The organism is Arenibacter sp. F26102 (genome assembly GCF_023015865.1).
In the GTDB taxonomy this organism is placed as follows: domain Bacteria; phylum Bacteroidota; class Bacteroidia; order Flavobacteriales; family Flavobacteriaceae; genus Arenibacter.
In genome coordinates this window covers 74,729-88,166 of the sequence record NZ_JALKBC010000001.1, presented here as the reverse complement: position 1 = coordinate 88,166, position 13,438 = coordinate 74,729, and the positions used below count along the sequence as shown (strand labels likewise).

The window sequence follows — 13,438 nt, the reverse complement described above, 5'->3', positions numbered from 1 at the left end:
ATACCAATTTATCTTTTCATAATCGATATCTATCATAAATGGAGCAGTTAATGCTGCTGACAGCGTCTTTCTTAAAGTGGGAATACTACGAGAGGACAATGGAGGTGTAACTTTCGCAGAGCCCCTTAAAACAAGTATTAGCGCCTTTTAATAATGTATATCAGGGAAGAATACTCTTTGGACCTAAAGGCAGACAAATTCGACTTAAATCCTGACCAAAGCGCCTTTGCAAAATTCTGTCTACCCGTCTTATATTTTTCAGAAAGCAGAGAAACATAAAAAGCATCAAATAACATAGGTTTGATCTTTACCACTTTCATCCCATGATTCCCAAAGATGTTCTTAATACTATTCCTAGAAAAATGCCATAGATGTCGAGGAACATCGAACGCTGCCCAAAATTGTTTGTAGTAAACAGCATCGTAGGATTTAAAATTGGGAACGGCAACAATAAGCGTTCCCGAATCAGATAGGAGTCCTACCAACTTGGATATCTGTTCATCCAAATTTGGCAAATGCTCCAGAACATGCCATAGGGTTATTACCTCGAATTTTTTCTGTGGTAGCGCATCCAAATCTTCAAATAGCTCGATATCCTTTTCCTTAGCTTTGTGTTTTGCCAGCACACTAGGTTCAACCCCAAAAATTTCCCAGCCCTGCTTTCTCGCTACTGCTAAAAAATCCCCAGTGCCTGCTCCTACATCCAATAGCGTTCTTTCTTTAGAACTATAGGAATCAATAAGTGCAAGTTTACTTTTTAGATTGTATCCCTTTACAGTTTGATAGATCTTATCCACTAAGGATTTCTTAGAGTCCGTATGTGAAATATAATCTTCACTATCATAATATTTACTAAGATCTTTAGGTTGTGGTTTCGTCACCAACATATCCAATACAGGATCGTGCAACAATTGAAACGACTCTCCGGTAAGGGTGTAATCTTTAGTCTCTAAATACAGCTTCATGGTATAAGATGCGGATAATTATAAATACACGAAGCAACGAAGATACTTTAAAACAGTAGTTCATGAAAGTGAATTTTAAATAACATTATTCTTTAACGGCATCCCTACTCCAATTACAAAATGATATCCTATTTGTAATCAATCCCTCTTTATATCATAAGAAGTAATATCCATATTTGAGAAAGAAGAAGATTGAAGTTTCGACCCAAAAATCATTTGACCCAGAAACAAGCTAATCTATATTAATAAATAACAATTTACTTAATACAACAAAACTGCAAGCACCCATTAAAATATCCACCTATATAAATAAATAGTTATAACAGTAAAATTTCCCGAAACAGTAAAATTAAAAAGCACACCTACAGTCGATTTTCTATTCTTTTGAAAATTTATTTAACTAACCCAATTCGAATCCAAAAACAAATAGTAGTTTAGTTTTAAGGCCAAAAATATCCGCCCAAAAATCCCTTCTAGATGTATCAACCTACAGCCAATTGATTTCATATTTGGCCACAAAAACTAAGCCACAAAAAAGGGTATCTGCCCATCAAATAGTGCAAACACCCTTTATATAAAATTAGAATATAAGGCCTTAAAAAGCCCTAAGAACACATTCAGTTTATTAATGTTCCACGTGGAACATTAAAATAGAATAAAAAATTATCGGCCCATATAAACCAGCAAAACGCTAATATCACTTGGCGAAACCCCACTTATTCTAGAAGCTTGGGAAATAGTAACTGGCTGTATTGCCTTAAGCTTTTCCCGTGCCTCATAGGACAGTGACTTCAGTTTACTGTAATCAAATCCCTTTGGAATTTTTATGTTTTCAAGTCGCTGTAATTTATCAGCATTGTTCTTTTCCTTGGCGATATAACCAGAATATTTAACCTGAATTTCCGCCTGCTCCATTATCTCTCGATCCAAATTATTATCTGAAACAAACTCAGAAACACCTTCCAATTGCATCATATGCTCCATGGTTACTTTGGGCCTAGAAAACACTTTAAACATTTTATCAGGTTGCTTAACTGTAGACGAATCCAACTCTTCCAAAATAGGGTTTATCTGTTCGGGCTTGAAACTAGTCTCTCTAAAGAATTCTACAAAAGCACTTGATTTACGCTCCTTCTCCTCCATCTTTTCTAGCCTATCCTTTGAAGCCAAGCCCATTTCAAAACTCCTGGGAGTAAGTCTTAAATCGGCATTATCCTGGCGCAATAAGGTCCTATATTCTGCCCTGGAAGTAAACATACGATATGGCTCTTCCGTACCTTTCGTAATAAGATCATCCACCAAAACTCCAATATATGCTTCGTCCCTATTAAGAATAAAAGGCTCCTTTTCATTAATTTTTAAATGGGCATTTATCCCAGCCATCAACCCTTGGGAAGCAGCCTCCTCGTATCCGGTTGTACCATTTATCTGACCAGCAAAATACAAGTTATCAATAAGCTTTGTCTCCAAAGTATGCTTCAATTGCGTAGGTGGAAAATAATCATATTCAATGGCATAACCCGGTCGAAAAAACTTGACATTTTCAAATCCTTTTACAGATTTCAACGCTTTATATTGAACATCCTCTGGCAAGGAAGTAGAAAACCCATTCACGTACACCTCCACCGTATTCCACCCCTCAGGTTCTACAAACAGTTGATGACTATCCTTATCCGCAAACCGATTGATCTTATCCTCAATAGACGGACAGTATCTTGGTCCCGTACTTTTGATCCTACCATTAAACATGGGAGAACGATCGAACCCCTCTCTTAGCAAATCGTGAACCAAAAGACTCGTATGGGACATATAACAATCCCGTTGCTTAGTAAGCGCCTTTGTGTCCGAATATGAAAACTTCTCAGGAATTTCATCCCCTGGCTGTGGAATCATTAAAGAATAATCCAAGGAACGACCATCCACCCTAGGAGGTGTTCCGGTCTTCATTCTTCCACTTTCAAAACCCAATCCCACCAATTGTTCGGTAATTCCTGTAGCGGCCTTTTCTCCCGCTCTACCCCCACCAAATTGTTTGTCTCCTATATGAATTAAGCCGTTTAAAAAAGTGCCATTAGTAAGCACAACGGACTTAGATTTAATGTCGATTCCAAGCGATGTTTTCACACCTACAGCACGCCCATTTTCCACTAAAAGCCCAGACACCATCTCCTGATAAAAATCAACATTAGGTGTATTTTCCAAAGCCATTCTCCACTCTTCCGCAAAACGCATCCTGTCATTTTGGGTCCTAGGACTCCACATAGCCGGACCCTTGCTTTTATTAAGCATCTTGAATTGTATAGCGCTTTTGTCACTTACTATTCCACTATAGCCACCAAGTGCATCAATCTCGCGCACAATTTGACCCTTTGCAATTCCACCCATGGCAGGATTACAGGACATTTGTCCAATAGTCTGTAAATTCATTGTAACCAAAAGGGTCTTAGACCCAAGGTTGGCAGCCGCAGCCGCAGCTTCAGCACCAGCATGACCGGCACCGACTACTATAACATCATATTCCTTTTCAAACATAATTTCTAATGTTCCACGTGGAACAATTTAATTTTTTCATCTTCTTTAGACCTCATCAACAAGGCCTCATCCTCACTCTTGTCACCGTAACCTATAAGGTGTAGCACTCCATGAGCCATTACCCGCTTCAATTCAGTATCGAACTCCACACCAAAATCAGAAGCATTATCCCTGACACGTTCAACCGAAATAAAAATATCTCCGGCGAGTCCGTTTAAATCCTCATAAGGAAAAGTAATAATATCTGTATATGTATCATGATTTAGATAATCCTGATTAATCTTCAATAGATACTCATCATTACAAAAGATAAAATCCAACTGACTATGACTACGGCCCTCAGATACCACTAACCTACTAATCCAATCGGCAAACCTGCCTTCATCTTCTATAACAAAATCTGCCTCGTAATGAAAATCAATCATCAATTCTAAAATATTCCTTAACCTTAATTTGAAAATTTTGCTGCAAAGGTAATGCTTGTCTGTTTAAAATCTCCACCTCATTACGATAATTCTCTAATATTGAGGGTTTAGTAAGTATTGGGTTCTGAAACATATCATTAGCTCTATTGCTCTCCCTTTTCTCCGATTTCCCCTGTTTAAGAGCAGCATTTTCTAATTTCAACATTTCCCGGTTAATATTATTCATCTTACTAAGGCTTTGCTGAGTAACACCATTCCTTAATAAGTCATTCTGAAAATCTTCCATCTGCCTCACCAATTTCTCCCCTATCTTACGATCATCATTATCAATCAGGTCCTTTAAATGATTCTCGAGTTGTTCCCGCAAAGTTTGTTGTTCCTTGTAAATTTCATAAATTTCATTTAACTCCTCTTCACTAGGACCTCCTTGACTACCGCTAGAACCACCTTCACCACCAACTCCTTCTTCTTCACCTTTGGACCCGCCACTGCCCTTGCCCTTACCTTCTTTTCCATTGCTACCCTCTTCACCTCCCTGACCCTCACCTTCTTTGCCACTATTCCCATTTTTCCCCTGCTTATTTCCATTTGCTTCACCTTCCTCACCTTCACCTGGATCATTTCCATTAGATCCCTTCTTACCCATCTCCCCCAACTTCTCGCCCAATTTCTCCTGACCCATAATGATATCAGGTAATTGAAATCCTTCCCCTTTTCCTTTACCAGAACCCATACTCATATTCTGCTGCATATTATCCAAAACAATGGCCAAAAAATCTGAAAGACTATTAGAGGCATTTAAAACATATTTCTGATATGAAGCCCCTTGATACATCTCACTCTCTGCCATACTTTCCAATGCCCTATCCAAATTATAATACACCTCACCTATCTGCTCATTTACAAATTCGGTCATCTCCGCCTGCCTTAAGGATAAAGCAAATAAACTATCATCAACATGTTTGAACAATTCCCTCAATTCCCGTTGCTTCCTAATACTACCCGAATTAACAGTACTCGAAATATCGGATTGTCCCAAACTATTATATAAACTCTCTTGCTTAAAAGAAAAAGTAATTAAATTATCCAACAACTGCCGCAATACCTCGGCATCCTCTGCTTCAGAGGAACCACCCCCCGAACTAGAGCCTGATTGCATTAAATCTTCCGCCATTTCTTTCATCTTACCAGCAGCAGACTTTTGTTTGGATTTGCCTTTTTCCGAGAGCTGCTTATCCTCGACACCATCTTCGGATTTAAGCTGTTTGCCAATCTCTTCCAAAGCCTCCTCAAGTTCCCGCCTGATTGCCTCGATTTGGTTCCTATCAATCTTCAAACCCATAGGCTTCTTCAAACTAGCATTATCTTTTCTCAACTCATCCAATTCCTTAGATACCCGATCAAAATCTGAACCTAATTTATTCTGTTCCTCTTTCAATATGGCCCTCTTCCTATCAAATTCCTCTGAAATCAATGACAATTGTCGATCTGCCAACTTTATTAATTCGTTGCCCAACTGTTCCGATTTCTGCTGTATATAATACCGTTTGGTAAGCTCCAAGAGCTGTTCCAAATTACGATCACCATTCTTCTGCCGCTTACCCAACTCTTCCAAGCGCCTGGCCAAATCTTCCTTATCCAACTTCTCAGCTATCCTATTCAACTCCTCCAATAATTTCTCATTCTTTTTAGCCTCCAACTCCTGTCGCTCAATCCGCTCTTGGAGCAACTTATTTAACCTGCTATCATCATTGGTCTTTTTAAGATTATCCTTTAGCTGACTACTGAACTTTTTCATCAACTCCTCCTGCTGTTGCTGTTGTTTTAAAAAATCCTTAATTCTATTCTGATCGGAAAAACTTAAACTACTATTCTCCTTTTGTTCCTTGGTCAAATCCTTTAAAGTTTCTTGTTGATTTTTAGATTTCTCCAAAGACTTATCCAAACTGCTCAAAACCGACCTTTGAAATTCTAACTCCTTGTTTTTCAATTGATTATCATCAAACATAGTAGAGCTAAACACCTGACTCTTAGTTACTTTACCCTTGTGAATAGCATCATTATCTACCACCTCAAAATAAAAATCATAAGTGACTCCCTCCACCAAATCCAAACCAGAGGGAAAAGTGTAGTAAAATTTATCGTAATTCAAATTTGGCCTGGACAACTCCAAAACCTTCCTATCTTCCTCCCCTTTTCTATAATAAACCAATCTAACCGTGCTTAATAAGTAATCATCAGTAGCCTCTCCTACATAATAAGACACGTTTGGATTTAAGGAATCCAACACTTGATTAACCCGCAGACTAGGATAAGCATCCCTAACCACGGTAAACCGATAACCCAATCTCTCGTAATCCCTAATATTGCTATTGGAAGTAGACAATTCGTAATCGAAATCAGAAAATATCCTTTTAGAAAAGGTGAAACGATCGTTGGACCTCTTAAAGATTTCCGAACTATCCTTGGCATGAAAAATTACCTCTTCCGTAGCCTTGGTGCCAATTCTCCATAAAACCTCTGTACCTTCCGGAAAAACCGCGTTTCCAGTACTCCTAATAACCTCATCCTTTTTGTTTGTATAATCCGGATAATCCATTACCATATCAAAATCCACTATGGCAGGAGTTTGAAGAACATTTAAAAAATATTCCTTCGATCTAACGCCATTTGCCAAGAAATAAAAAGGTGTACTCCGCAGTGGCGGCGTAAAAAGGTATTGATAAAAGCCATCTTTAAACTGCAAAAGCAATTCCTTACCATTAATTACAATAGACATAGTTTCCGGCCTGATACGACCTTCGGTAGTCACCAATAGAGTCGTTGGTTCATTGTCCAAAACATTTAGATCAGCATTAGCCAATATAAAGCTAAAAGGCGCAGGAGGTTCATAGGCCAAATCATAATTTACCACCCTTTTATATGAACTGAAGTACGAAACAATATCACCTGAAACCCATATTAAACAAAAAATACCAAACGGAATTAATAAATACTTTACATACCTAAAATTATCCTTAAAATTGATTGCCTTAACAAATGGTACCATCCCGAGGCTTGTTGAGCGCTGCTGAATACTAGCCAATAACAGCTCCGATTTAGAATCACTCTCGGCCAAATCCAACAAATTATACAATTTGTCATCAACCTCCGGAAAATATATTCCAATAAGCAGGGAAGCCTCCTTATTACTTAATCCACGTTTCCATTTAAATAAGAATGACAAGGGAATGAGAATAAATTTCCAAACCAAAAACAATTCTATCAAAACAAACAAAAGAAAGAGAATAAACCTTCCTGTAGAATTCAACCATAAATAATACTCTACACCCAGAACGAAAAAAAAGAAAAGCACACCCAAGGTCAAAAAAAGAATTACACCCTTAAGCAACATCTTGGTATAAAACTTTGCCATGAAGCGATTAAGCTTATCCAATATATTTTTATAATTCTCCAAAATCCAACATATTTAGAACCAAGATACAAAAAAGCCCAATAGACTCAATGCAGTAAAAACCACTTAACCAAATAGAACGCTTTATGTATCTTTGGGCAAAAATTAATACAATGACCAAGAAAGTACGCGTTCGTTTTGCTCCTAGCCCAACAGGGCCATTACATATTGGCGGTGTTCGTACCGCTCTCTTCAATTATTTATTTGCCAAAAAACACAATGGGGATTTCATATTGCGTATAGAGGACACAGATCAAAATCGTTACGTTGAGGGTGCCGAGCAATATATAATAGACGCCCTAAACTGGTGTAATATACCTTACGATGAAGGTCCTGGAAAAGATGGTGGTTTTGGTCCATACCGACAAAGCAATAGAAAAGATCTATATAAAAAATATGCAGATACCCTTATTGAGAACGGACATGCCTATTATGCATTTGATACAAGTGAAAAGCTGGATTTTCATAGAAAGGACCACGAAGAAAAGGGGAAAACTTTTATCTACAATTACCACAACCGCCTAAAACTCTCCAACTCCCTTTCCTTAAGTCCTGCTGAAACAAAGGCCAAATTGGAAGCAGGAGAGGATTTTGTTATACGCTTTAAAACCCCTCAAGACTGCGTATTACAGCTTCACGATATTATTAGGGGTGACATTAGAATAGATACCAATACCTTAGACGACAAGGTTTTGTTTAAGAGCGATGGAATGCCAACCTATCATTTGGCCAACATAGTTGACGACCATTTAATGCAGATTAGCCACGTTATACGCGGTGAAGAATGGTTACCTTCATTAGCTCTTCACCAGCAATTATATGATGCCTTTGGTTGGGAAGCACCCCAGTTTGCACATTTGCCGTTGATAATGAAACCGGTAGGAAAAGGCAAGCTAAGTAAAAGGGACGGCGCAAAAATGGGCTTCCCTGTCTTTCCACTTACTTGGGAGGATTCCGTTGGATATCGCGAAGAAGGCTATTTTCCAGAAGCAGTTACCAACTTCTTGGCATTGTTGGGGTGGAATCCTGGTACGGAACAAGAAATCTTTACACTTGATGAACTGGTAGCAGCCTTCAGCTTAGAAAGAGTAAACAAATCCGGAGCACGATTTGATCCGGACAAAACCAAATGGTACAATCAACATTATATGCAGACCCAGGACAATGCCGAACTGGCCAATGCATTTATGTTGAACTTGCAAAACAGGGGTATTCCTTTACCACAAGAAAAGGATAATGCTAACTATATCAAAGAAGTAGTAAGCCTAATAAAGGAACGTGCAACCTTTGTAAAAGATCTTTGGGAGTTAGGGAATTATTTCTTTGTTGCACCAACCAACTACGATGAAAAGGCGGTAAAAAAGCAATGGAAGGAAGACAGTGCCGCCATAATGACGCAATTGTTAACGCTAATTGAGGGTATAGATGATTTTTCCTCTGAAAATCTTGAAAATCAAGTGAAGGCATGGATTACGGATAATGAACTATCCTTTGGAAAGGTAATGCCCCCCTTACGCTTAGTAATTGTTGGTGAGATGAAAGGACCACATATATTCGACATTATAGCATTAATTGGCAAGAAGGATTGCATGGACAGAATTAAAACAGCTATTTCCGTTTTGTAGACCATTACTTTCAACATTACAATAAGGTAAGATTTGAAAGCCCATTAAGAAAAAGACTCCAAGGCCATGAAATTGAAAATGTAACATCTTGGACTAAAAAGCGACATATCTGCAAAGTCTTTTGTAAATTCATTAACTAATTTTAAACACTTAATCATGGGTTCATTTTTACTAATACCGTTAATATTATTCGGTCTTATTGTTCTTTTTTCTTCTTTCTTTACTGTTAAGCAACAAACCGCAGTTATTATTGAGCGTTTTGGAAAATTTAATAGTGTACGTACTTCCGGTTTAGGAATGAAAATTCCGCTTGTAGACCGCATTGTGGCCCGCGTTGGGTTAAAAATTCAACAATTGGATGTAATTGTTGAGACCAAGACATTGGACGATGTTTTTGTAAAACTTAAAATCTCTGTACAATACGTTGTACTAAAAAATAAAGTCTACGAAGCTTTTTATCAATTGGAATATCCACATGATCAAATTACATCTTATGTATTTGATGTAGTACGTGCCGAAGTTCCGAAAATGAAATTGGATGATGTATTCGTAAAAAAGGATGATATCGCAATAGCCGTTAAAACCGAGCTTCAAGATGCGATGTTGGACTACGGGTATGATATTATTAAAACACTGGTAACGGATATAGATCCGGATGCACAGGTGAAAGAAGCCATGAACCGTATAAATGCCTCTGAAAGGGAAAAAATTGCTGCCCAATTTGAAGGAGATGCAGCTCGTATCCTCATCGTAGAAAAAGCAAAAGCCGAAGCAGAAAGCAAAAGGTTACAGGGACAAGGTATTGCCGATCAGAGAAGGGAAATTGCCCGTGGATTGGAGGAATCTGTGGAAGTATTGAACAAAGTGGGTATAAATTCACAGGAGGCCTCTGCCCTAATCGTCGTTACACAACATTATGATACCCTACAGTCCATAGGGGAAGCTACCAACACCAATTTAATACTGTTGCCCAACTCACCACAGGCCGGAAGCGACATGCTTAATAACATGGTAGCCTCTTTTACAGCCAGTAATATGATCGGAGAATCTATGAAAACGCAAAATAAAAAGAAAGACACCAAATAGTCGACCATTTATTTTCTAAAGCAAAAACCTTTTACCACTTCTGTTTAACAAGTAGTAAAAGGTTTTTCTTTACATAAAAGATGAAACTAACTAAGCTTCTTTAAAATTTTATTGGCCACAAAGGAAATAATCAATTTTTTGGTTATACCTCCAAACCCTCCCAATAACCTGGTAGGATACAAACTGGATTTTGCATTATTAAGGTGCCCTTTAAGCTGCTCCTTATCAATAGCTCTCTGTAATTTTAGAATTCTCAACTTTTGGTCTATTTCCTCAAAGGAATTAAATGAAGGTACTGCCATAACTAGTTAATCAAAATAATATTTAGAAAAATTCTTCAACATGGGTTTATCCAATTTATGTCGGTATAGATAACAAATCCCACCAATAACAACGTAAAATAACCCTATAAACAAGAACCCCAAGAAAGTATTTTCCAACCAAAGGCCAATGCCATATGCAGCTGCAAAGGATAACATAAACAGAGCAAGTAACGCAATACTACCAACCATCAAGACCTTGGCAAAGGTAGTAATGCTCCGCATTGTAATTTTCAACAACTGAAGTTTATAATACTCACCAGTATTTTCTAAATATGACCTAACATCATTATCAACTTGTGTAAAACTTTCTTTTATATCCTCTAAAGCCATCTAACTTTCCTTTACTTCTGTAGTTGTGCGTTCTTTACTTTCAGGTCGGCCAACTTTTTTTCAAGAGCGGATATAATATCGTCTGCCTTATAGCTCATATTGGAGATGGTCTCCTCCAATTTTTGATCAAAATCAATCTTCTTGGCCTCGGCCGTTTTTGTCAGCTCTTCTTTTGCAAGGGATATTCTACTACTTAGCTCATCCGATGTTTCCATAGCTTTTTTCTTAATCCTTTTTCTGGTTTTGGTCCCTTTATCAGGAGCATATAATATTCCTATTCCGGCACCAATTGCAGCACCTGTTAGCAAAGCCAACAATGTATTTCCACTTTCGTTTGTCATAATTATTCTTTTTATTGTTATTAATTCCTATTTCTTTTTTTCAAATTAAATTACATCCAAAATAAACCTTTGTCTGATAATAACCAGTTCAATAAAAAACGTCCTGATAGCATAAGGAAATTCCCCAGGTTCTAAAATCCATATTGGAATAAATTCTTCTTTAAGATATGAAGTATTTGTTAATAGTTCAAAATTAAGATGAGGGATAACTTTGCATTGCCACTATCCAACAAACTTTTGACCTAAATAGCCATGATGGACCATTTTTTAGACTAAATCCGAAATAAGACCTTGTAAAGAACAAAAAAATACATGGGATGGATTTACCTTGGCTCAAAAAAAAACCACAGCAAATAAGAGCTGTGGAATCCGTTTTTTATAGAAAATACCAATTGTTATATCAAAAGGTATCAACTAAATTTATGCTACTTTTTTTCCTGAATTTTCGCCCAGGTATCCCTTAATCCGACCGTTCTATTAAAAACCAATTTATTGGGTTTGCTCTCCTTATCGATATTAAAATATCCCATACGTTGAAATTGGAATATATCCCCAATATTTCCCTCGGCCAAACTTGGCTCCACATAAGCAGAGATTATCTGTAGGGAATCCGGGTTTATGAAATCAAGGAAATTCTTATCCTTATGCGAATCGGGTGTCTCATCTGTAAATAGACGATCATACAACCTAACCTCAGCTTTCAAAGCGTGTTTTACAGAAACCCAATGCAAGGTACCCTTTACTTTTCTCAAACTTTCTTCCGTACCGCTTCCACTTCTACTTTTGGGATCATAGGTACACTGAACTTCAACAATATTCCCATCGGTATCTTTTGTGCAAGATTCCGCCTTTATTATATACCCATTCTTAAGGCGCACCTCGCCTCCAAGTTTTAATCTAAAGAATTTTCTATTGGCCTCCTCTAAAAAATCTTCCTGCTCAATGTACAATTCCCTCGAAAATGGTAATTTTCTAAACCCTGCTTCCTCGTCTTCCTGGTTGTTTTCTGCCTCCAACCATTCTTCTTTCCCTTCGGGATAATTGGTCAACACTACTTTTAACGGATTTAATACGCCCATTACCCTAGGCGCAATTTTATTTAAATGTTCCCGAACATGAAATTCCAACAAGGAAACATCAACCACATTATCCCTTTTGGCAATACCAATTGTATCTGCAAAATTTCTAATGGACTCCGGTGTATAACCCCTTCTTCTCAATCCGGAGATGGTAGGCATTCTTGGGTCATCCCAACCACTAACAAATCCTTGTTCCACCAATTGAAGCAACTTTCGTTTGCTCACAACGGTGTGACTAAAGTTTCTTCTTGCAAACTCCCTTTGTTTGGGCCGTACAAGATCTTGGTCCACTACCTGATCCAAAAACCAATCATAAAGTTCCCTATGCATAGCAAATTCCAAGGTACATAACGAATGCGAAACCTGTTCTATATAGTCGCTCTCGCCATGGGTCCAATCGTACATCGGATAAATACACCAATCGGTATTTGTTCTGTGATGAGCTCTGTATAAAATCCTGTACATAATTGGATCGCGCATCAACATATTGGAAGAGGACATATCTACTTTAGCCCTTAAAACATGTTCTCCCTCCTTAAACTTTCCATTGCGCATTCCCTTAAACAACTCCAGATTCTCTTCAACAGTGCGCTCCCTGTATGGGCTAGGCGTACCTGCCTCAGTAGGTGTTCCTTTTTGGGAGGCAATCTCCTCAGAGGACTGGCTATCTACATAGGCCTTTCCCTCTTTTATCAACATTATGGCCCAATCGTATAGCTGCTGAAAATAATCGGATGCAAAACATTCAGTATCCCATTCGTAACCAAGCCATTTAACATCCTTTTTAATGGCATCCACATATTCCTGCTCCTCTTTGGCCGGGTTGGTGTCATCAAAACGCAAATTAACAGGTGCCTGATATCTTAATCCCAAACCGAAATTAAGGCATATAGAACTTGCATGTCCAATATGAAGATAACCATTTGGCTCTGGTGGAAATCTAAATCGAAGCTTATCCTTAGGAAAGCCATTGGCCAAATCTTCCTCTACAATATGCTCAATAAAATTTAGCGATTTTGATGCTTCACTCATATTCTCTTTTTTGATGCGCAAATGTACGGAAATTGCAGGGAAAGCAGACTATTATTTACGCATACCATACAATAAAGTGGGTTTCACAACAGATTTAAATGTCCTTACAACTTTAAATTTTCAGTATTATAATTATATGACATATTTGTGGTTGGATACTTTGTAACTCAAGGTATTGCCAATTTTTGAAAAAAGTTATCTGATAATTATCAACAATAAATGCTGGTAGTAGCCCCTAACTACAAC

At 37.8% G+C, this 13,438-nt stretch carries 10 protein-coding genes; 2 read left to right on the top strand and 8 right to left on the bottom strand.

The genetic code is table 11. From position 1 onward, the window contains the following. Positions 1 to 137: 137 nt before the first annotated feature. From MWU78_RS00290 to MWU78_RS00275, 4 genes are all read right to left on the bottom strand, one after another. A complete protein-coding gene (locus MWU78_RS00290) occupies positions 138 to 965 on the bottom strand; it encodes a class I SAM-dependent methyltransferase (RefSeq protein ID WP_246993872.1) in 828 nt (275 codons plus the stop codon). Positions 966 to 1,628: 663 nt separating this feature from the next. Next, positions 1,629 to 3,497, bottom strand: a complete 1,869-nt coding sequence (mnmG, locus tag MWU78_RS00285; protein ID WP_246993870.1) for a tRNA uridine-5-carboxymethylaminomethyl(34) synthesis enzyme MnmG — start codon at positions 3,495 to 3,497, stop codon at positions 1,629 to 1,631. Positions 3,498 to 3,502: 5 nt separating this feature from the next. Further along, positions 3,503 to 3,922: an rRNA maturation RNase YbeY gene (gene ybeY, locus MWU78_RS00280; protein WP_246993868.1), complete on the bottom strand. Its 420-nt coding sequence runs from the start codon at positions 3,920 to 3,922 to the stop codon at positions 3,503 to 3,505. Next, positions 3,915 to 7,337 carry a hypothetical protein gene (locus tag MWU78_RS00275; RefSeq protein ID WP_246993866.1) on the bottom strand — a complete coding sequence of 1,141 codons (3,423 nt, stop codon included), beginning with the start codon at positions 7,335 to 7,337 and terminating at the stop codon, positions 3,915 to 3,917. The genes ybeY and MWU78_RS00275 overlap by 8 nt, the downstream gene beginning before the upstream one ends. A 152-nt stretch (positions 7,338 to 7,489) precedes the next feature. Here MWU78_RS00275 and gltX point away from each other — a divergent pair, with 152 nt between their 5' ends. Further along, complete coding sequence (gene gltX, locus MWU78_RS00270) at positions 7,490 to 9,001, top strand: glutamate--tRNA ligase (protein ID WP_246993864.1); 1,512 nt, start codon at positions 7,490 to 7,492, stop codon at positions 8,999 to 9,001. A 156-nt stretch (positions 9,002 to 9,157) separates the two neighbouring features. Then, positions 9,158 to 10,087, top strand: a complete 930-nt coding sequence (locus MWU78_RS00265) for an SPFH domain-containing protein (protein ID WP_246993862.1) — start codon at positions 9,158 to 9,160, stop codon at positions 10,085 to 10,087. Positions 10,088 to 10,173: 86 nt separating this feature from the next. Here the strand turns inward: MWU78_RS00265 and MWU78_RS00260 are convergent, their stop codons facing one another. The 4 genes from MWU78_RS00260 to MWU78_RS00245 form a co-directional block, all read right to left on the bottom strand. Next, positions 10,174 to 10,389 carry a DUF6327 family protein gene (locus MWU78_RS00260; RefSeq protein ID WP_246993860.1) on the bottom strand — a complete coding sequence of 72 codons (216 nt, stop codon included), beginning with the start codon at positions 10,387 to 10,389 and terminating at the stop codon, positions 10,174 to 10,176. A gap of 6 nt (positions 10,390 to 10,395) precedes the next feature. Then, positions 10,396 to 10,740, bottom strand: coding sequence for a phage holin family protein (locus tag MWU78_RS00255; RefSeq protein ID WP_246993858.1), 345 nt, complete (start codon positions 10,738 to 10,740; stop codon positions 10,396 to 10,398). 11 nt (positions 10,741 to 10,751) lie between these two features. Next, the gene (locus MWU78_RS00250) at positions 10,752 to 11,081 is read right to left on the bottom strand and encodes a YtxH domain-containing protein (RefSeq protein WP_246993856.1); all 330 of its coding nucleotides are present in this window, start codon (positions 11,079 to 11,081) and stop codon (positions 10,752 to 10,754) included. Between the two features lie 425 nt (positions 11,082 to 11,506). After that, a complete protein-coding gene (locus MWU78_RS00245) occupies positions 11,507 to 13,192 on the bottom strand; it encodes a glutamine--tRNA ligase/YqeY domain fusion protein (RefSeq protein WP_246993853.1) in 1,686 nt (561 codons plus the stop codon). Positions 13,193 to 13,438 lie beyond the last annotated feature (246 nt).